This is a genomic window from Sediminicola luteus (assembly GCF_040566555.1).
Lineage (GTDB): Bacteria > Bacteroidota > Bacteroidia > Flavobacteriales > Flavobacteriaceae > Sediminicola.
The window spans coordinates 455,677-475,655 of record NZ_JBEWYP010000001.1; the positions used below are offsets into that span (position 1 = coordinate 455,677).

17 protein-coding genes are annotated in these 19,979 nt (G+C 39.0%); 4 read left to right on the forward strand and 13 right to left on the reverse strand.

From position 1 onward, the window contains the following. The first annotated feature begins 327 nt into the window (after nucleotides 1-327). The 3 genes from ABXZ32_RS02010 to ABXZ32_RS02020 all read left to right on the forward strand — a co-directional run bounded on the left by ABXZ32_RS02010 (nucleotide 328) and on the right by ABXZ32_RS02020 (nucleotide 6,795). Nucleotides 328-1,818 (forward strand): helix-turn-helix domain-containing protein, encoded by a 1,491-nt coding sequence (locus ABXZ32_RS02010; RefSeq protein WP_354617011.1) that lies wholly within the window; start codon nucleotides 328-330, stop codon nucleotides 1,816-1,818. 321 nt (nucleotides 1,819-2,139) lie between these two features. Next, the gene (locus ABXZ32_RS02015; RefSeq protein WP_354617012.1) at nucleotides 2,140-5,355 is read left to right on the forward strand and encodes a SusC/RagA family TonB-linked outer membrane protein; all 3,216 of its coding nucleotides are present in this window, start codon (nucleotides 2,140-2,142) and stop codon (nucleotides 5,353-5,355) included. A 12-nt stretch (nucleotides 5,356-5,367) separates the two neighbouring features. Next, the gene (locus ABXZ32_RS02020) at nucleotides 5,368-6,795 is read left to right on the forward strand and encodes a SusD/RagB family nutrient-binding outer membrane lipoprotein (RefSeq protein ID WP_354617013.1); all 1,428 of its coding nucleotides are present in this window, start codon (nucleotides 5,368-5,370) and stop codon (nucleotides 6,793-6,795) included. 91 nt (nucleotides 6,796-6,886) lie between these two features. On the opposite strand, the gene ABXZ32_RS02025 is transcribed toward ABXZ32_RS02020, so the two are convergent. After that, nucleotides 6,887-7,666 (reverse strand): alpha/beta fold hydrolase, encoded by a 780-nt coding sequence (locus ABXZ32_RS02025; protein ID WP_354617014.1) that lies wholly within the window; start codon nucleotides 7,664-7,666, stop codon nucleotides 6,887-6,889. A 228-nt stretch (nucleotides 7,667-7,894) separates the two neighbouring features. Between ABXZ32_RS02025 and ABXZ32_RS02030 the strand changes: the two genes are divergently transcribed. Further along, nucleotides 7,895-8,089 carry a hypothetical protein gene (locus ABXZ32_RS02030; RefSeq protein ID WP_354617015.1) on the forward strand — a complete coding sequence of 65 codons (195 nt, stop codon included), beginning with the start codon at nucleotides 7,895-7,897 and terminating at the stop codon, nucleotides 8,087-8,089. Nucleotides 8,090-8,101: 12 nt separating this feature from the next. Here the strand turns inward: ABXZ32_RS02030 and pyrF are convergent, their stop codons facing one another. The 12 genes from pyrF to ABXZ32_RS02090 all read right to left on the reverse strand — a co-directional run bounded on the left by pyrF (nucleotide 8,102) and on the right by ABXZ32_RS02090 (nucleotide 19,951). After that, on the reverse strand, nucleotides 8,102-8,920 hold the full coding sequence (gene pyrF / locus ABXZ32_RS02035) for an orotidine-5'-phosphate decarboxylase (protein WP_354617016.1): 819 nt from the start codon (nucleotides 8,918-8,920) through the stop codon (nucleotides 8,102-8,104). 56 nt (nucleotides 8,921-8,976) lie between these two features. Then, a complete protein-coding gene (gene prfA, locus ABXZ32_RS02040) occupies nucleotides 8,977-10,053 on the reverse strand; it encodes a peptide chain release factor 1 (RefSeq protein ID WP_354617017.1) in 1,077 nt (358 codons plus the stop codon). A 459-nt stretch (nucleotides 10,054-10,512) separates the two neighbouring features. Then, nucleotides 10,513-11,508 carry an FAD:protein FMN transferase gene (locus tag ABXZ32_RS02045; protein WP_354617018.1) on the reverse strand — a complete coding sequence of 332 codons (996 nt, stop codon included), beginning with the start codon at nucleotides 11,506-11,508 and terminating at the stop codon, nucleotides 10,513-10,515. Beyond that, on the reverse strand, nucleotides 11,505-11,939 hold the full coding sequence (locus tag ABXZ32_RS02050; protein WP_354617019.1) for a thioredoxin family protein: 435 nt from the start codon (nucleotides 11,937-11,939) through the stop codon (nucleotides 11,505-11,507). The genes ABXZ32_RS02045 and ABXZ32_RS02050 overlap by 4 nt, the downstream gene beginning before the upstream one ends. A 28-nt stretch (nucleotides 11,940-11,967) precedes the next feature. Then, nucleotides 11,968-12,405 (reverse strand): QcrA and Rieske domain-containing protein, encoded by a 438-nt coding sequence (locus ABXZ32_RS02055; RefSeq protein ID WP_354617020.1) that lies wholly within the window; start codon nucleotides 12,403-12,405, stop codon nucleotides 11,968-11,970. Between the two features lie 51 nt (nucleotides 12,406-12,456). Further along, nucleotides 12,457-13,635, reverse strand: coding sequence for an AIR synthase related protein (locus tag ABXZ32_RS02060; protein ID WP_354617021.1), 1,179 nt, complete (start codon nucleotides 13,633-13,635; stop codon nucleotides 12,457-12,459). Nucleotides 13,636-13,729: 94 nt separating this feature from the next. After that, a complete protein-coding gene (locus ABXZ32_RS02065; RefSeq protein WP_354617022.1) occupies nucleotides 13,730-15,244 on the reverse strand; it encodes a carboxypeptidase-like regulatory domain-containing protein in 1,515 nt (504 codons plus the stop codon). Continuing rightward, nucleotides 15,234-16,649 carry a CsgG/HfaB family protein gene (locus ABXZ32_RS02070; RefSeq protein WP_354617023.1) on the reverse strand — a complete coding sequence of 472 codons (1,416 nt, stop codon included), beginning with the start codon at nucleotides 16,647-16,649 and terminating at the stop codon, nucleotides 15,234-15,236. Before ABXZ32_RS02070 ends, ABXZ32_RS02065 begins: the two co-directional genes overlap by 11 nt. Before the next feature lie 9 nt (nucleotides 16,650-16,658). Then, nucleotides 16,659-17,069, reverse strand: coding sequence for a curli production assembly/transport component CsgF (locus ABXZ32_RS02075; RefSeq protein ID WP_354617024.1), 411 nt, complete (start codon nucleotides 17,067-17,069; stop codon nucleotides 16,659-16,661). Nucleotides 17,070-17,080: 11 nt separating this feature from the next. Then, complete coding sequence (locus ABXZ32_RS02080) at nucleotides 17,081-17,815, reverse strand: CsgE family curli-type amyloid fiber assembly protein (RefSeq protein ID WP_354617025.1); 735 nt, start codon at nucleotides 17,813-17,815, stop codon at nucleotides 17,081-17,083. A gap of 72 nt (nucleotides 17,816-17,887) precedes the next feature. Further along, nucleotides 17,888-18,388: a hypothetical protein gene (locus ABXZ32_RS02085; RefSeq protein ID WP_354617026.1), complete on the reverse strand. Its 501-nt coding sequence runs from the start codon at nucleotides 18,386-18,388 to the stop codon at nucleotides 17,888-17,890. Nucleotides 18,389-18,502: 114 nt separating this feature from the next. Next, complete coding sequence (locus ABXZ32_RS02090) at nucleotides 18,503-19,951, reverse strand: hypothetical protein (RefSeq protein ID WP_354617027.1); 1,449 nt, start codon at nucleotides 19,949-19,951, stop codon at nucleotides 18,503-18,505. Between the last annotated feature and the right edge of the window lie 28 nt (nucleotides 19,952-19,979).

Below are 19,979 nucleotides of genomic sequence, written 5' to 3' on the forward strand. Positions count from 1 at the left end.
ATAACATCAAGTAAAATGCAATCTTTGCATTGAATTATTTGAATTAGTAATTTTTGAGTTAGTTAGTTAAAAACCGGTGGGAGCACCGGTTTTTTGTTTTGTTCATATTCAAATATTATAACTCGAGGTGGATATACTAAAATTATAGAATCCCTAAGCTTATCGATTCTATCATTTTGGTGTGATTTTTTATATATAGCCATTTAAGAGGGATCTATAATTATTCAAAATTAATATAAATGTATTTATTACTTTTTAACTGTCTCATTAACACATAATCCTAAGTAATAAACCTATTTTTGCCTCCCTAAACAAAACAAACTGTAGTTGAAGATCCCTTTTTTCATACTAATACTTTTTACACTTCAATTCTCTTGGAGTCAAGACAAAACGATTCATTGTGATATCAATGAATTAAGCAGACTTACTGTTAAGGACATCTCAGTTTTAAGTGCGTTTGAATTATTTCATTTGGGGGTATGTGAGTATCGTTTCAATAATTTTAAAAGAGCCTCTTCTTATTTCCAGAGCGCAGAGGTAAAGGGGTTTGAGGACAACACCTTATTGAACAAATATTCCAAGTTGTGTAATGAAGGCCTTCTCGCTACAAAGCTTTTGGAAAATGCAGCACAAGCAAATACGGACGACCCATTTAATCCTAATCTAGCTTTAGCTGAGAACAGTCTTACGAAGGTGGAAACCTCTTCTTTAGAAAATTATAATAACTCCCTACAACACGACCTTCTCAATCATATATTCATATTTATTTCCATTATTGGATTTCTCTTGGCCTTGAGACTATTTCTTAAATTTCAAAAAGAACAAACCCATAATGTATTTTTAGGGATATTCATTTTTGGTATTTCCTTAATGCTTTTTGAATTGGCCCTCTATTGGTGGAAAGATTCCAATTATAATCCCAGAGTATCATTTTTCAGGATTCAATTTTTTCTTTGGATTCCTTCCATATATCTATATATGAGAAATAAGTTAACAGCTGCAATAGGTATCGACAAAAAAGAATTTGTAATTCACTATAGCGTTTTTATCATAGCACTGGTAGCCCTATTGATACTTGGCAATTACAATCCCACCACAGATTCTGCGTTTTCAGATTTTCTATCTAAATTTTTAAATAGCCTTTATTTCAAGTCAGTGCATAGTACAATTTATGTTATTCTTTTACTCTCCCTATTTACTAAAAACAAGGCAAAGCTTTCTCCGGTAAACAAAAATTGGCTTATTCTGTTACTCTCTTTTATTGGTATTATAATGGTCTTGATTTACACAAGAACACTTTTTGAGCAAATCCATAGTTTTGATTACCTATCAAAATACTTTGCGGCCATCATTCTATCCATTTTTATCTCTGTTGCAGGCCTGATGCTATTTATTCAACCAGAAATTATTACAAAAGCAGAAGATATAAGTCACCCTAAGGAGCCCAAATACAAAAATTCTGGTCTTACAGACGATATGCTATTTATTCTTAAGATTCAATTGGACGAATTACTGCAAAAGAAGAAACCGTATCTGGACAACAACATTACTTTAGAAAAACTATCTCAAGAATTAAATACTGATAGATATAGTCTTTCCCAAGTGATCAATCAAGAATATGGTAAAAACTTTTATGAGTTCATCAATGATTATAGGGTAGAAGAAACCATCAATATCATAAATAAAAGCAAAGAAATAAAATCCGTCAACGATCTAATCTACGAATCGGGATTTAATAACAGGGTATCGTTTTATAAGGCCTTTAAGAAACGAAAAAACATGACCCCTATGGAGTATGTCAAAACCGTACACGCATAAAAGTTAAAATAATCTACAAACACGAGGTTTATCTTAAAATTTTAACATTCGTCTTTAATTTTTACAATCATTTGTTTTACAAATAAATAGACTATTTGTAAACGTTAATCTGCATCGGGTTTAATTCATCTAGGTCGGGAACAATAAGATTAGCAGCACACTTCTGTTAATTTGCGCGAAGGTTAAAAGGCTAGCTATAATCATTGCTTCCATACCAGACGCTTTGCTTTCATTTTTTATTTGAATTAGCTACTTATAAGAAATAGGCTAGCTTTTTTAACCTTACTAAAAACCTTATTAATTAACTCAAATTTAATCTTTATGAAAATTAAGTATTTTCTATTTTTTAAGATTTTTCTACTGTCGCTCTTTGTGACCGCTCAGGAGAAAACTATTACGGGTACGGTTTCTGACCAGAATAATATTCCCTTGCCCGGTGCCAGTGTTTTGGTGAAAGGAACCGCAACTGGTACACAAACCGATTTTGATGGTAACTATGTTATTAAAGCAGAATCTGGAGATGTTTTGGTATTCTCCTATATTGGACAAAAATCTGATGAAAGAACTGTTGGAGCAACCAACGTAATCAACATTTCTCTTGCAGAAGATGCCCAAGCACTTGACGAAGTTGTAGTAACTGCACTTGGTATTAGCAGGGAGAAAAAATCTTTGGGATATGCCACCCAAGAAATTGGTGGAGATCAAGTAAATACTGCTAAAGATCAAAACTTTGTTAACTCTCTTTCTGGTAAGGTAGCCGGTGTGGATATCAAGAAAAGTTCAACTCTAGGTGGATCTACCAACGTAATTATCAGGGGTTACTCTTCTATTACAGGTAACAACCAAGCCTTATTCGTAGTTGATGGAGTGCCAATTAGCAACAGTACCTTTAATACAGGTTCACAAGCTAATGGTGGAGATGGTTACGATTATGGTAATGCTGCCAGTGATATTAACCCAGAAGACATTGAGACCATCAACGTTCTTAAAGGTTCTGCCGCAACAGCCTTATACGGATCAAGAGCTGCTAACGGTGCTATCATTATTACCACTAAAAAAGGAACTACCAAAAAAGGTTTGGGTGTTCCTATAAACTCAGGAGTTACTATTGGTAATTATGATGCTGATACTTTTGCCAAGTACCAAAATGAGTACGGTCAAGGATACGGACCATATTATGGTGCTGGTTATATCGATTCCCAAGATGTTAATGGTGATGGAATTGACGATTTAACTCCTCCAACTGGTGAGGATGGATCTTTTGGTCTACGTTTCGACCCTAACCTTATGGTTTACCAATGGGATTCTTACTTTCCCCAATTGGACACCTATTTACAGCAAAGTCCTTGGATTGCAGCTGAAAATGGTCCAGCTTCAATATTTAAAACAAGTGTAACCAACAGTCAGAATGTTGCAGTTAGCCATGGTGGTGAAGACGGTAGCATGAGATTGAGCTATACAAGATTGGATCAAACAGGTATAATGCCGAATAGTGAGATCAGACGTCATACAGTTGACTTATCCGGAGTAATGAATTTATCTGACAAGGTAACCGTTACAGGGAAAGCTACATATACCAAAAGTGCTGGTCTTGGTAGATACGGTACAGGTTATGATGCAGAAAACTTAATGACCAACTTCAGACAATGGTGGGCTGTAAATGCTGACTTGGAAGATCAAAGAAAAGCGTATTTCGCAACGCGTCAGAACATTTCTTGGAACCCAAGCGGACCAAACAGTACAGGACCAAAATACTGGGACAACCCATACTTTACCAGATATGAAAACTTCAACAGTGATGAGCGTAGCAGATTGTTCGGATTTGGAAGTGTTTCTTACAAAGCAACTGATTGGCTAGAAGTTTTTGGTAGAGCCACTGTTGATACCTATTCTGAACTTAGGGAAGAAAGAAATCAAGTTGGAGGTATTGATACTCCAGAATATTCTAGAAGAAATATTAATTTTTCTGAATACAACTATGACTTCTTATTGAACTTTAACAAAGCCATTACCGAAAACATTGGTGTATCTGGGGTTGTTGGTTCTAACTACAGACAAACTGTAAGTAATTCAGTTACCGCTGCAACGAATGGAGGTCTTAAATTACCTGGTATTTTTGCACTTTCAAATTCTATCAACCCTATTGTTTTTGGAGCTGGCTCCGAATATGATGCTGATGTAAGGGTAGTAGGTGTATTTGCCAATGCTAGTTTTGACTATGATAGCACAGTGTATTTGGAAGGATCTATAAGACAAGACACTTTCTCTACTCTTCCTGATGGTAACAACTCTTTTTACTATCCATCTATATCTACCAGTTTTATCTTTTCCAATTTGTTTGATAGTAATGTCATCTCTTTTGGTAAACTTAGAGCAGGTTATGCAGAGGTAGGTAACGGAGCGGATCCTTACAATTTAAGAAACACCTTTAACCCAATTGCCGGTTTTGGAGGAGCTAATCTATATTCCAATCCAGGTACTTCCAATAACCCTAACCTAAAGGAAGAAAGAACAGAAAGTAAGGAAGTTGGTCTTGAGATGAACTTCTGGAGAAAAAGATTAGGTTTTGAACTTTCGTTGTACGAGCAAGTAACAAGTGACGGTATCATTCCAGTTGAGATCACTCCTTCTTCTGGATACACCAATACTGTTGTTAACTCAGCCCAGGTTTCTAACAAAGGTCTTGAACTTCAATTATATGGTTCTGCTATTAAATCTTCTGATTTTGAATGGAGAACTACCTTGAACTTCTCTACTTACAAGAGTGAGGTATTGGATCTTTTCGAAGATTCTGAAAACATCTTGATCAACAGTTTCTTTGGTGTTTCTTTAAATGCTGCCAAGGGAGAAGCTTATGGTACTTTAAGAGGAACTGACTTCGTATACCTAGATGGTGAAAAAGTGATAGGAACAGACGGTAATTACCTGAAAACAGATTCTAACCAAGAAGTTCTTGGAGATATCAATCCAGATTGGAAAGCTGGTCTAAACAACTCTTTCACTTACAAGAATGTTAACCTTAGCTTCTTGATCGATATTCAAGAAGGTGGAAGTGTATTCACAGGTGACCTTTACTTTGGTATGGCTACAGGTCTATATCCTGAAACTGCAGGTGTAAACGATCTTGGAAACCCATTGAGAGATCCTGTAACGGGAGACAACACTTCTGGTGGTCTTATCCTTTCTGGTGTTCAAGCCGATGGAACTCCTAATACCGTAAGAGGTGATTTCACTACATACCAAAACCCATTGGGAAGATATGGAAATGCTCCAGATGCCCAGTTCGTTTACGATGCCTCTTATGTGAAATTAAGAGAAGTAACTTTAGGGTATTCTTTGCCAGCTAAAATCTTAAACAAGCTACCTTTCAACGCGGTTACCTTTACTGCTGTTGGTAGAAACTTATGGATCATCGACAAAGATTTACCATACGCAGATCCAGAGCAAAGTTTTGGTGCTGGTAACGTACAAGGTTTCCAAATTGGTGCTTACCCTTCTGTTAAGGAGTATGGATTCAATGTTAAATTAGACTTTTAAATTAGAAAAAATATGAGAAAATTAGTATTTATACTGCTTGCCGGTATTAGTATCTCAAGTTGTACTGAGGATATTACAGATTACAACAATGACCCTAAACTTCCAACGGTTGTACCTGCTGCTACTTTAGTTGCAAATGCAGAAAAAAACCTAGCGGATAGAATTACAACCATCAGTGGATCCAATGTATTCAGGTTGTGGGCACAAAGCTGGTCACAGGCCACCTATGTTGATGAATCCAACTACGATATCATCGGAAGGGATCCATCTTCTGCTTATTGGTCTGTTTATTACACCAATGTTATCAATGATTTGAAATCAGCAGTTGAAATTATTGAAGCTGATGAAATCATGGATGCGCAAACCAAAGCCAATCAACTGGCAATTATTGAGGTTATCAATGTGTACACGTATCAGCATTTGGTAGATTTAAATGGAGACGTTCCTTATTCTGAAGCTGTGGATATCACCAATTTATTCCCAGTGTACGATGATGCAGAAACAATTTACATGGATCTTTTGTCCAGAATTTCTGCAGCGCAATCGGCTTTAGCTGGTGGTGGAGAGTCTTTTGGTTCAAATGATATTTTCTACGGTGGAGATGTGGTAGCTTGGAGAAAGCTTGCCAACTCTGTGAAGTTGAGAATTGGGATGAGACTTGCAGATGTTAATCCTTCTGCTGCCGCTACTGCGGTTAGCGAAGCATTTAACGCGGGTGTATTCGAATCAAATGCAGACAACACTGTTATTGCTTACGAATCTGCTCCAACAGACAACAACAACCCACTGTACAATTTGTTCGAAACACGTAACCGTAGAGAGGATTACATTGCGAGCAAAACATCTGTGGATATGTTGACCATGTTGAATGATCCAAGAATTAATGATTACTTCGCAGACAACAAAACTCCTTATGTTGGAGGTCCTATCGGAGCTAACAATGCTTATGCAAACTATACCCATTTAAACTTTGATATTGTTGGAGACCCAACCTATCCTGGAACTGTAATGGAATATACTGAAGTTGCTTTCTTCTTGGCTGAAGCGGTAGAAAGAGGTTTTATTGCAGGAAGCGCACAGGCGTTTTACAATGCTGGTGTTGAAGCATCAATCCTATATTACGGTGGTACAGATGCAGAAGTTACCGCTTACTTGGCACAGCCTAGCGTTAATTACTTAACAGCTACTGGTGACTACAAGCGTAAAATAGGAACTCAAAAATGGATTGCCCTATTCAATAGAGGATTCGAAGCTTGGACTGAATACAGAAGATTGGATTGGCCAGTATTGGCTATTACTGACCAATCTCAATTACCAGTTCCAAAGAGAATGATCTATCCTGTAACCGAGGTTTCAGTAAATGGTGCCAACTACAAGGCCGCTGCTGCAGCTATTGGTGGTGATGATCTATACACTCCATTGTTCTGGGACGTTAACTAAGTATATTAAGTTAACTATCATAAAAAAAGGTCGACCAATTGGTCGACCTTTTTCTTTTTATACATTTTAAGTGAAAATTTTTTACAAGACCTTATTTACTTGATAAATATCCAATAACGGTATCGTTAAAAAATTTAGGTTGTTCAATATTTACTACATGGCCACAATTCTGAACCACAATAAGTTCTGAAGTTTTATGGCTATCCACAATTTTCCGGATGGTGGGCAAGAACAGATAATCTTCCTCCCCCATTACGTATAGCGTTGGAATGCCAATTTCCATACTCCTGAAAAATCGAAGTAACGGATTGATCTCGGCGGTGAGCTTGAACCATCGGATAAACTCCTTTTGATATAGTTTTTTTGCTTCCCTGACAAATAGGGACCTCGACTCCTTATGGTTCTTGTTGGGCATAATCACAAAAGCGAAGAACTTGTACAACCAAATATAGGGTACCACAGATTTTAGGACCACTCCAGTACGCATTAAGACTTGGGATCTGAAATTTAATTTCATGATGGCCCCTCCCATAATCATGCTCTCTACCCTATCTGGATAATTTTCCGCAAGATTCCGTATTAAAATGGTGCCCAATGAAATACCCACGAAATGAGAAGTCTTTATTTCCTCATATTCTATGACTTCTACTATATCCTTGGTTATGGAATCAAAAGTATATTTATCATTAAATGCATCCTTAAGATGAGGCTTAGAATCCCCATGACCCCTTAGGTCCAATAAAAGAACATTGAAATGATCTTTGAACTCCCTCACCTGTTTGTACCAAATAGAAGAACTGCCACCTGCGCCATGGACAAAGGTGACCCATTTATCGGATGTGGCATGTAGGTAAGTGGTATAGTTTAGCAAACGATTTTTTTTATAAAAGTAAATTAAAATCCTTTAACTATTGCTTCATACCTCATTTTAGGGTGATTATCTTAAGGTCATTGGGAATTATCCAAAGGGCTCATTTAAAACATGTAGAACCAATAAAAAAGAAACTATTGGACAACCTGCCTGATTTTTAGATATATAACAATTTCTTAACAGAAGACTTTCTCAATTAGCTCTTATCTTTGAAAGAAAAAATTACCGATGGAAAATCAATATTGCAAAGTAGGGTCCACCACCCCAATCACAAAGAGTAACGATGCTATCAGCTTTCTGGAATACCAGTATGCCCTCTTTATGGAAAAGGCCTCACAAATTAAACATTCAGATGCCAAACTGGGTGATTTTTTTGAGGGGAAAGCAGCAAAAATAAATAAGATGCTCAAAGGATTGTTGTAGGCTGTACTTGGATTACACTTTCTTCAACTCGGCAGCCATTTGCTCTTGTAGCTCTTCGGCCTTGACTCTTGCTACCTCAGCAAAATCAGTGCCCGTAGAAGCGTAGATAATACCCCGGGAAGAATTTACCAAAAGTCCCACATCCTTTGTCATTCCATATTTACAGACTTCACTTAAGCTTCCTCCCTGAGCACCAACCCCAGGAACCAATAAAAAGCTATCGGGAATTATCTTTCTAATATCCGTTAGGTAGGTCGCTTTGGTTGCACCAACAACATACATAAGGTTCTTGGCGTTTTTATACGTTTTGGATGTGGTCAGCACTTTCTTGTACAATTCCATCCCATCCACAATTTGGGTCTGAAAATCATAAGCCCCTTCATTAGAGGTCAATGCCAATAAAATGGTATGTTTATCCTCAAACGCCAAAAATGGCTCTACCGAATCCTTTCCCATATAGGGAGCAATAGTAACTGAATCGAATCCTAAATCTTCAAAAAAGGCCTTGGCGTACATGGAAGAAGTATTTCCTATATCCCCCCTCTTGGCGTCGGCAATGGTAAATTGTTCTGGATAATGCGTATTGAGATATTGTATGGTCTTCTCCAAAGATTTCCATCCCTTTAGCCCATGAGCCTCGTAAAATGCAGTATTGGGCTTGTAAGCCACACATAAATGGTTGGTAGCATCAATAATGGCCTTGTTAAAGGCGAAAATTGGATCTTCCTCTACTAACAAATGTTTGGGGATCTTGTTGATGTCAACATCCAATCCTATACAAAGGAATGATTGCTTTAGGCGTATTTGGTCTATTAACTGCTTATTGGTCATGGTACTGCTTAAACGTAATAAAAAAAGCCAACTGTTCCCAGTTGGCTAATTATGCTTTAAAATATTTCAGATGCTTCCTTTAGTTTCTCTGTGTTCTCCACCAAGCTTAATTCATCAATGATGCGCTGTATATCACCGTTCACAATGTTGGACAAATCATAAAGAGTAAGGCCAATTCTATGGTCGGTTACCCTTCCTTGAGAATAATTATAAGTCCTAATTTTTGCAGAACGGTCACCACTACTCACCTGGGAATTTCTTTTGGCGGCATCGGCCTCCTGTTTCTTGGCCAATTCCATATCATAAAGACGGGAACGTAAAACCCTAAAGGCTTTTTCCTTGTTCTTATGCTGGGATTTCTGATCTTGACACTGAGCCACCAAGCCTGTTGGAAGGTGGGTTAAACGTACGGCAGAATAGGTGGTGTTCACCGACTGCCCTCCTGGTCCAGAAGAACAGAAAAAATCGATTCGCACTTCCTTTGGGTCAATTTGTACATCAAATTCCTCCGCCTCTGGCAATACCATTACGGTTGCCGCACTGGTATGTACCCTACCTTGGGTTTCCGTTTGTGGTACCCGTTGTACACGGTGTACTCCAGCTTCGAATTTTAGGGTACCATATACATCTTCCCCGTTCACTTCGAACTGAATTTCCTTGTAACCTCCACTGGTACCTTCACTTAAATCGATGACATTGGTGCTCCATCCTCTGGATTCACAATATTTGGTATACATCCTAAAAAGGTCCCCCGCAAAAATACTGGCCTCGTCCCCACCTGTACCGGCACGGATTTCCATAACCACATTTTTGGCATCTTCAGGATCTTTTGGAATCAATAGAAATTTAATTTCATCCTCCAACTTCGGCAAGCCACTTTTAGCCTCTTCATATTGCATTTTGGCCATATCTACCATCTCGGGGTCACTGCCATCGGACAATATTTCTTCGGCTTCCTTCATATTATTGGTCAGAGTAATATACTCTTCCCTTTTCTCCATTAAAGCTTTAAGGTCCTTATACTCCTTGTTCAACTGCACATAACGCTTCTGGTCCGTGATAATATCGGGCTGAATGATAAGGTCTGAAACCTCATCGAAGCGCTGTTTAACGTAATTTAATTTATCTAACATATTCAATCTTCCCTTGGACTGCGAATTTACAATTTTTTTGGAGGTAATACCATTCAATTCTGTCTGACATAAAAATATGTTTCAACTTTTAAGTGAATTTTATAACATAATAAATACCAGATAGTTGCATTTATGAAACTTATCCCCAACTTGCTAATCTGCCACGAATGACGCCCTAAAAGTGACAATAAATGAACTCAATCCGTCACTTCTATGATATTGATATAGGCAAAGATCTGGGGTCTTGAGCTCATTAGAGAAAATTTATGCAGTTGTAAAAATGTCCTTATAACGGATCCCCGTCCTGTACTGATGGGCATCAAAAGTTGAAAGATCATAATCTGAGATATCTTAATTTACCGTAGTCACGGTGACCATCTTTTCAAACAAATAATTTGTGCTGGTTTGGGTATAAAAGCGGTATTTAGGATAAATAATTAAGGTACCAAGATTCTAAAACTACTTATTATTCTCGAAAATAATGCCATTGCTTTTGTGAATTTTATTATCACTATCCACGATTATGGTTTCAGTCCCCCTCAGTTGGGAAATCAAGGCCAACCCTGTTTCTACACCCATAATATACACGGCAGTGGCCAAAGCATCACTTAGTTCGGCTGTTTTTGTGAATATGGATACGCTATTGATCCCAGTGGCAGGATATCCTGTACGTGGATCAATGATATGAGTGTATTTTACGCCACCAAAAGTGACGAATTTTTCATAATTGCCTGAGGTTGCCACGGAAGATTCCACAATAGGCAACCATGAAAATATTTTATCCTTGCTCAACGGATTGGCGATACCTATCAACCATTTTTCCCCACTTAGTTTAGTACCCCAGGTGGTAAGATCCCCTGCTGCATTTATAATCCCCGCCCTCACCTGTTTGGATTGCAAGAGTTCCTTGGCCTTATCTGCCGCATACCCCTTTCCTATGGCACCAAAGCCAATTTTCATGCCTCTGTCCTTTAGGAGTACCGTACTCTCATCAGAATTCATAATTATTTTTCGGAAACCCACTTTGGCGACGGAATTCTTTATATCGGTTTCAGATGGGGGATACATCATGGAGCCATCAAATTTCCAAATCTGATCCATGGAGGCATAAGTAATATCAAAAGCACCTTCGGTAATCTCGGACACCTGTTTACAGCGTTCAATGAGCTTAAATAGCTCTTTACTTATTTTTACTGGCTTTATTCCGGCATTTCTGTTGATCTCCGAAGTCTCGGAATTTTCATCCCAGGAAGATATTATTTTTTCAATCCGTTGTATCTCGGCAGCGGCCTCTTCAATATTGATATATCCAATTTCCTCATTGGGTGCAACCACGGTGATCTCAAACCTGCTCCCCATCAACTTCATTACCTTTTGCACGGTAACGTATTGCGGCTCCTGACCATAAGAAATCACAGTAATAAGCAAAAGAAGAAAGGGGAGATTTTTTTTCACTTTCCAAAGGAGTTTAAAAGCGTTATATACGCCTTGGGACTAGTTTCTTGATAACCAGTTTGACCCATAATATTGCCTTGTTTTCCGAGTACTAAAACCAATGGAAAATATCCTTTTGGGTTATAATTATCTGCAAGAAATTTATTTTGGGTTGCTCTATCAATCTCAAGCTTATTTTCTTTCTTACGGGGAAAATCCGCTTTGTATAGTACATAGTTTTCCTTCGCATAGGACTTGAATTCATCGGACTGCCAAATTTCCCTATCTAATTTAATACAGGGGGCGCACCAGTCGGATCCGGAAAAAACCAAAATGATGGGCTTATTTTCCTTTTGTGCTATGGCCATTGCATCTATAAAGTCATCAGTCCATTCTTGAGCGCATACCGTTACAGGTAGATAAAGCAGCCAAATAAATAATAATTTTCTCATCAGGGTGGTATTTTGCGCTTATCTGCTTTTATTCAAATACGCGAAGGATATCTCCATTGAGTTCCGTCTTAAAAATTTTCAAGGGATTACTAGTGATACTGTTCAATGGCGTACCAGCCTGATCAAAACGGGCTCCATGAGTGGAGCAATTGAAAATGCCACCATTGTCATCTATAAAACGTACATTCTCAGTTCCTTGATGACTACAAACTTGACTTGCAGCAACAAAAGCGCCTTCAAGATTTCTTGCCACTACTACCAAATTTTTAAGTATAAAACCTCCATCATTCTTTAAATTGGCCGCTTCAGAGGAGTTTAGGTCAATTGTAAAATCAACACCCGCGGGAACAGGTTTGGAGTCTATAACCTCATCTTCCCCGCCAGATGAACACCCTTGTACACATGGGAATATTAGTGCAAAAGCGGCGCCAGCCCCTAAACTTTTTAAGAATTTTTTTCTTTCCATAGCATGTTACCTTATTATAAGACAACGATGAAAATGGTTGATTCGTATACCTTAATATTGGAAGATTCCGTATTCGCTTTTTATAGTAAGTTTTTTGGTTTCACTTTCCTCTACCCTTCCCACTATTTTGGCATCTACCCCAAAACTTTTGGATACGGCAATTATGTCTTGGGCAATGGCCTCATTGACATAAAATTCCAGACGGTGGCCACAGTTGAATACCTGGTACATTTCCTTCCAATCTGTCTTGGATTGTTCCTGAATTAATTTGAACAAGGGCGGTACCGGAAGAAGATTGTCTTTCACGATATGAAGTTCGTCTATGAAATGTAGGATTTTGGTCTGCGCCCCACCACTGCAGTGAACCATTCCATGAATTTCTTTGGAAGTATATTTTGTCAGTATTTTTTTTACGATGGGCGCATAGGTCCTTGTTGGAGACAAAACCAATTTCCCGGCGTCTAAAGGCGATTCTGGCACCTCATCCGTTAATTTTACGTTCCCTGAGTACACCAAGTCCGATGGTACGGCATGATCATAGCTTTCCGGATATTTATCAGCCAAATATTTAGAGAAAACATCATGTCTGGCCGAGGTAAGTCCGTTACTTCCCATTCCGCCGTTGTATTCATTTTCGTAAGTGGCCTGTCCAAAGGATTCCAAACCAACAATGACATCCCCTGGTTTGATATTAGCATTATCGATCACCTCACTGCGTTTCATTCTTGCGGTTACGGTGGAATCTACAATAATGGTCCTTACCAAATCCCCTACATCAGCAGTTTCCCCGCCCGTAGAATGGATGGTAATCCCATGTTCCCTCAGGTCGGCAATAAGGTCTTCTGTACCATTGATAATGGCGGACAGCACCTCTCCAGGAATTAAGTTTTTATTTCGTCCAATAGTGGACGAGAGCATGATATTGTCTGTGGCTCCAACACAGATTAGGTCATCCACATTCATGATCAGGGCATCCTGTGCAATACCTCTCCACACGGAGATATCTCCGGTTTCTTTCCAATACATATACGCCAAGGAGGATTTGGTCCCTGCCCCATCGGCATGCATTACCAAACAATAGTCCTCATCACTGGTCAGATAATCAGGGACTATTTTACAAAAGGCCTTAGGAAACAAGCCTTTGTCTATGTTTTTAATGGCATTGTGCACATCTTCTTTGGAAGCGGAAACCCCTCTTTGCTTATATCTTTCACTATTGGATGAACCCATGGATCTGTTGTTTGGCACAAAAATAGGGCAATCCATAAAAAAAGCCCACAAAAAAGTGGGCTTTTACATTATGGTTTCATTTAAAATGAAAATTCTATTGCCAGTCTGGCATATACGCATTGGTAAAGAGCTCATCATCATCTTGAGAAGAATCGAACCTTTTCTTAAAAACCGTTGGCACTGCTCCTGTATTATTCGCTGCACGAGTAAAGATCACAGCTCCTTCTGAAGGAGAGAATCTGGCATCATAATCATTTTGACCGTTAACAACATCTGTTTCTAACTGGGTGATTATAGTTGTGACCGTATTATAGATAAACAATCTGCTTGAAAATAGTCTGTAAATTGAATTCTGTGCCCCCGAAGTATCAAGGTTATAGAGAATCTCATTGCCATTGGCCGAAATATCAATACTGCCTGCCGCTCCCATTACATTTTCCAGAACAACTGTTTCTTCTGATGCCGTGGAAATACGGTACGTAAAAATACGCACGTTGTACCCACTCAGGTCATTGGTCTTAATAAGCAATAGATCCTGGTCTAGTTCAGCCACATCTACCTCTGAGATCAAAGATCCATCTGTGGTCTGGTAAATCATGGTATTTGAACCTCCGTTAGGGTTGATGCTGTACAACTTATTAAAGTTTGGATAGAGAAGTGATCCTCCACTATTGGCCCAGGTATAATCCAGATGTTTAAGGTTAAAACCAGCGATTGGAATGGTACTGGTCACCTGCTGAACATTACTTCCGTCCTCATCCATTGTTAAAATGTGGGTCTCTGCCCCTATTGTTCGTAAGAAAGCAATACGGCTCACGTCATTGTTCCTTCTTGGTCTGAAACTATTCTTGGACTCCTCTGTAAGTTGGTACAGATTATTGTCAGGCTCGCCTTCTGGTGTTAGGTCCTCGTTACCGGAGAAAATTACGTTATTGCCATTTATTTCTTTTACCAGTAAGAAAGGATTATTCGGGGATGTCAAAGTAGTGAACTGACGTACCGAGGAGGTCACTGGGTCTGCCTTGCCATCGCTAACCGATATTTCCCAGAAATAATTGGTCGCCAATTTCAAGTTATCAACTACCAAAGTCGTATCTGCTATCACTTCAAATACTTCTATTTCATTGGTCTTCCCATTACGAAGCTCCAAGGTATATGTAAGCTCATCTTTATCCGTTACGGAAGACTCCCAAATAAATTCAACCTCTAATCCCAAGCCGGTTGCCCTATCTTCAGGAAAAACTAATTTTGGCACCTTTGGTGCTTTATTTGAGGTACTCGATTTCTTTAATTCAAAGGCTACTACCGAGGTATTGCCTTCAGTGACCGTTATGGCCTCAAATCCAGTAGAATACGTCTCTTTTTCTGCCTGAACGGAATAATCGTCGATCAGGATATCATTTAATTCAAATTCTCCCTTTGCATTGGTCATGGTGGTTGTGGATCCGGGGTTGGTGGTAATCTTGACACTGTCCAGGGGCGAACCCGTTTCATCGTCGATGACGGTACCCGTTATGGTCCCTTTTCGTTCTACATCAAGCGTATCTTCTGTGCAACTATACAAAGCCACAATAAGAAATAAAAGTGCAGTTATATATTTAGTTTTCATCTGATTGTGCTGCTTTAGGGTTCTTTTTATTTTTTGATAAGTAAAAATTTAGTCCAAGGCCAAAATTGAAATAAAAATCATCTCTTTTGCCATTGACTCTATTGTCCAATTCATCGGAAAAGACCAAATTATGTTCTGCGAAAAGGTTGAGTCCAAAGTTTTTGGAAAGGGTCCATTGTAATCCCGCTCCATACTGTGCCTTATAAAAAATTCCTGATGTATTTAGGTTTTGGGTTGAACTTTCGCCGGCTTCCAGTAACATACCTCCACCTCCATAGAGATAGGGAGACAGATCGTCCTCGGGAAGCAGGTTGAACCGCATATTTAAATTGGCCTCAATAAATTGGTTATAGAATTGTTTGCCATTGTTAAGTTCCAAAAAGGAAACAGATGGGCCAATACTTAAAAATTTAGTCAAGGATTTTTGATATTCCAAACGCCCCATATAACCTGGATTCTTATTGCTATAATCACCAGCCATTAAACTTGTACCCCCAGAAATGCTTAAAATATCTCCTTCGGGCTTGTTCATAATTCGATTGTACAACTCTATGGATTCTACTTCTTCTTTTTCTTTGAAATAGGTGTTAACCAATTGCTGGTCTGCAGTCAAACCCTGCTTGGAAGACCAGTAACCCGCTTGTATGCCTTCAACAACTAGATCATATACCGCTTTTTCCACAGCATCCTTAACTGCCAACTGTACTGGTTCGTTTTGGGTAATTCCCGTCTCTGCCTCTAAAAGGCGTTGAAATTTTACAAACCTAAAATAATTGGCATCCAGCGCTTGCGAAAGAATGGTCTTGGAAACATAAACCGTTTTCAATATCTCCCCATTGCTCGTAGAAACTGCCCTTAAATAAACCGTGATACGGTCTTGACGGTATTTGGAGGAACCTCCCACCCCAAAATAACGGGCACCAATACCTCCTGTAATAATATTGGTATCATAGGAAACAATACCTCCCTCTAATAACAGCCCTGCATATAACAATGGAGGCAAGGGTGGCTCGTTGGGATTTAAATTCTTGATATATTCTTGTTTGGTATTCCTGATAATATTTCGCTCTGTAGAGAGATTGCTCAGGTTTTCCCTTTCGATAGGGGTAAAATAACCAGAGTCTTCCAAGGCTTTTATCAAAATGGTAGTGGCCCCTTGGGTAACAGCCGTACTAAAGGTACTCCCATTCTCAATGGCCTTGTACTGGCCGGTCTGGTCACTGAAATTATAGACCGCCACCTCTACAGGATCTGAGGAAGGAGGGAGACTTTTTAACAAGCTGGTCGACCTGCTCACTTCACCTACTCGTGCTGCTGTTCGGGTAAGAGGCTGGTTAAAAAAAGCGCCGCAACTGCACAAAAGGAGAGTGAGGGCAAAAATGCCCACTTTTTTGGTTGGTATCATAAGGTTGGTTTAGTTTGGAACAATTACCTGGGTTTGTTCCCCAGTTGAGGTATCTAGAATGTTGATCACCAAGCCTTCATCTGATTCAAAGACCTCTATATTTAAGTTTCCATACGTATAGGTGCCGGGCTCAGTAAAATTACCAATAGCATCTACTTGCTGCCTTAAAAGAGATCGGGAGATCTGGCTTAATATCTGGGAATTAATACTGTTTCCAAAACGATCGAGGCTACTTTCCTGTTCCCTAGGATTCACAGGTGCTTTTAGGCCATTCTGCGCTGTGGCCGAACTTAACATCCAACCGTAGTTAAAATTGTTACCCCCAAAGGCCGGGTTTAAAGGTTCATACGATAATTGTTGGGCCGATACCGTATAGGCACCACCACAGAATACTAGGATAATTAAAAATCTGAGACTCATATTTTTTTAATTTAATATCTGGTTAGCTGTTCTTTTTGTTGCTGCATTCTTTGTAACTGCATAATGGTCCTTTGCATGGCAACCCCTGCCATTTTCTTCAAAAAATCTTTTCGGGGCTGCGAAAAGAACTGCCAGACCAATTTATCATCTACCTTAACACTTACAAGGGTGGTCCTTCCCCTGCCAGGGACTTCATCTATTTCTATATTTACTGCTGATTTTATTCCTCGGTTAAAATAATCGGAATAGAAATAGCGGTAAAAATCGCGCCCTGCCTTGGTAATGGTATTTTCTACAACCAACCCTCCTAAAACAAAACCATCATTAGGTTTGGCTTGATCTTCTGAATTCACTGTTGCAGGTGGCGCTTTTAATTTATCAACCGGGGTCTGCCCCCCTAAGGGTAATTCCAACCGGTCTTGCCCTATAGGCTTATCTTTTTCATCATATATCACTAGCACTAGTACAATATTGTCCCGAACACCGTAATTTATTGTTATTGTGGAAAGTATGGTTTTTTGATTGGCATTTAAAAAAAATCGGTCAACCTGACTTGATTTTGCGGTGTTTCCCCCATTGTCCTTTTTAAAGACCATAAAATCATAGCGCAAATTTAGATCTGAAGGGGTACTATTTTCGGCCGTAGCCTTAAACGTATAGAATTCGCTATTTTGAACTACTTCAATCTCTGCCACTACCTCTTTATTGTAAAATTGTCCCATGAGTCCAAAACACAAAAACCCCATAAATAGGGTTAAATAAAATCGGCGATGTTTCCAGTTTGTTATGCTCACGTTGCGTATTTAGGTATTTAACACTTAAAAACTACGCACAATAATTGTAGGCGAAGCATCAGTTTGAATAAATTTCATGGATTTTGTCAAATTATTGGCTCCGAAACGTTCAAAATAGAGATCGTCCCCATTTTGTATTAGTTCTAAGTTTACTTCTAAATTAGGATTAATAACAAAGTCTTTGATCGTATTGAAATCCCCATTCTGCTGCAGGTCTGCATAGGCCGTCTCTGTCCAATATAACAAACCAGTACGGTTGTAATTCCCGTTCTGTTGGAGATTTATCTCGCTGCGGTCCGTTTTAGCAATAACGGCAACTTTATTATAATCCCCGATCTGTCTTAACAATACATTATTACCTTGTACCTCATCAATCCTGGGATTTGGTTGTGATATAATGTTAAGCAAGTTAAAAGATTCTGGGGCCAACCTAATCCACCTGATGCGATCACTTTTCTCAATATCATTTTCACCGTAAGTTTGTGCATTAATAAAATAACAAACCCCAAATAAAGAAAATAACAAAATTAAATTTTTGCGTTTTTTAGACATAAGTTTAAAAATTACAAATTAATCAAAATTAATATGAGAAAAAAGGGCAGGTTATCTGCCCTTTCAAATCCTCTAACATTTATTAAATTATGGGTTTGGAATACAATCTGCACACACATCAGCTAATGTCAAACCAGAAGCTGGAGTTCCTGGCGTTAATGGTGTAAATCCACATTCGATAGTTGAATAATCAGTCATAAAAACACCGTCAGCTGGTAATTGCTCTACAACAACTTGATTCCCGGTGGTCCCCCAGTCATCCATACCTTGACTAATAGTGTATCTCTGCCCACCAGTTTGAAGCAAAACCGCCACATTATAATCACCTCTTTGTTCGGTTAAACCGTAATTGCCTCCTTCTGATTGATTAGAGTATAAAACATTACCAGTTCCTCTTTGAGATGAATAAATGGCATTATCTGCACCAGACTGTAGCTGCTGTGCTTTATGATCATATCCTAACTGAGAAATGCCAGCTTCATTGGTGTCTCCATCTTGAAACTGACGAGCTTTACTACCCGTGCCATCCGCAACACCATATGCATTTTGTGTAATGTAGGCTTTGCTACCTTTTGATGCAGCAGTTTGTGTTTGTTCTGCATAATTACCATCCACAGATGAAGTGCCTGCACCAAATTGCTCAATATATGCATCGTTATCTTCTCCTTCTTGTTTTTGGTAAGCTGTAGCGAAAGTAGATTCTCCATCAAAAGTTCCGCCGGAATCTGTATCACTAAGTTTTGTGAAAATCCCAGTAGGATCAACATCAAAATCACCTCCCCCAGCAACACCAGCTCCTTGATTAGTAAAGGCTCTATTAAATTTTCCACTTTGATCTATTTCTGCAATATTATCACCGCCTAATTGCTTAACATAAGCCATATGTCCCGGATCTGTTTTGTCGGGAGCAGCATTTTGTAAAATATCCGCTTGATTATCGGTACCATCCTGGTCAGTCCAAGCAACATTATTATCATGAAATTGAATTGTCCTCGCGATGTTATCAGTTCCGTCCTGTTCTATAGCAGCTGAATTACCTTCGGCCCAACCAACTCCTTGTTGGATGGAAGCATCATTTCCAGAGCTCGTATCGTCCGTTTGTCCTTGATTGGTGACTGCATTGTTCATATCACCGTTCTGATCAGTTGAAGATAAGTTATTGTCTCCATCTTGTAAAACGTCTGCCATATTAGCGACTCCGCTCTCCGTTGTATTTACTCCGGATTGTCTAATCCATGCTAAATTAGCACCGATAGTCGTTGATTGATTATCCTGATCAGTAAACACTGTATTCTTTTGTCCGGCTTGTTGAACTAGAACTTTGTGATCATTTCCATTTTGAATTGACATACCGTCATTAGCAGTACCAGATGGAGTAGTTGGCAAACCACCCTGATGTGCTACAGGTGCTGTCCCTTGCGCAAAGGCAAAGCCTCCGATCATTAGCGCCGCAGCGCATAGAATTACTTTTTTCATAATTATAATGGTTTTAAAGGTTACTAGTTTGGCATCCTTTTCAAGATGTTTCGTACCCAAAAACCAAAAGGTTTATAGATACTTACCA

Excerpts from the sequence above, each read along its gene's own strand:
- ABXZ32_RS02080 (WP_354617025.1), bottom strand. The coding sequence starts at position 17,815 with ATGGGGTTTTTGTGTTTTGGACTCATGGGACAATTTTACAATAAAGAG.
- ABXZ32_RS02050 (WP_354617019.1), bottom strand. The coding sequence starts at position 11,939 with ATGAGAAAATTATTATTTATTTGGCTGCTTTATCTACCTGTAACGGTA.
- prfA (WP_354617017.1), bottom strand. The coding sequence starts at position 10,053 with ATGTTAGATAAATTAAATTACGTTAAACAGCGCTTCGATGAGGTTTCA.
- ABXZ32_RS02030 (WP_354617015.1), top strand. The coding sequence starts at position 7,895 with ATGGAAAATCAATATTGCAAAGTAGGGTCCACCACCCCAATCACAAAG.
- ABXZ32_RS02020 (WP_354617013.1), top strand. The coding sequence starts at position 5,368 with ATGAGAAAATTAGTATTTATACTGCTTGCCGGTATTAGTATCTCAAGT.
- ABXZ32_RS02075 (WP_354617024.1), bottom strand. The coding sequence starts at position 17,069 with ATGAGTCTCAGATTTTTAATTATCCTAGTATTCTGTGGTGGTGCCTAT.
- ABXZ32_RS02060 (WP_354617021.1), bottom strand. The coding sequence starts at position 13,635 with ATGGGTTCATCCAATAGTGAAAGATATAAGCAAAGAGGGGTTTCCGCT.
- ABXZ32_RS02055 (WP_354617020.1), bottom strand. The coding sequence starts at position 12,405 with ATGGAAAGAAAAAAATTCTTAAAAAGTTTAGGGGCTGGCGCCGCTTTT.
- ABXZ32_RS02070 (WP_354617023.1), bottom strand. The coding sequence starts at position 16,649 with ATGATACCAACCAAAAAAGTGGGCATTTTTGCCCTCACTCTCCTTTTG.
- ABXZ32_RS02065 (WP_354617022.1), bottom strand. The coding sequence starts at position 15,244 with ATGAAAACTAAATATATAACTGCACTTTTATTTCTTATTGTGGCTTTG.
- ABXZ32_RS02015 (WP_354617012.1), top strand. The coding sequence starts at position 2,140 with ATGAAAATTAAGTATTTTCTATTTTTTAAGATTTTTCTACTGTCGCTC.
- pyrF (WP_354617016.1), bottom strand. The coding sequence starts at position 8,920 with ATGACCAATAAGCAGTTAATAGACCAAATACGCCTAAAGCAATCATTC.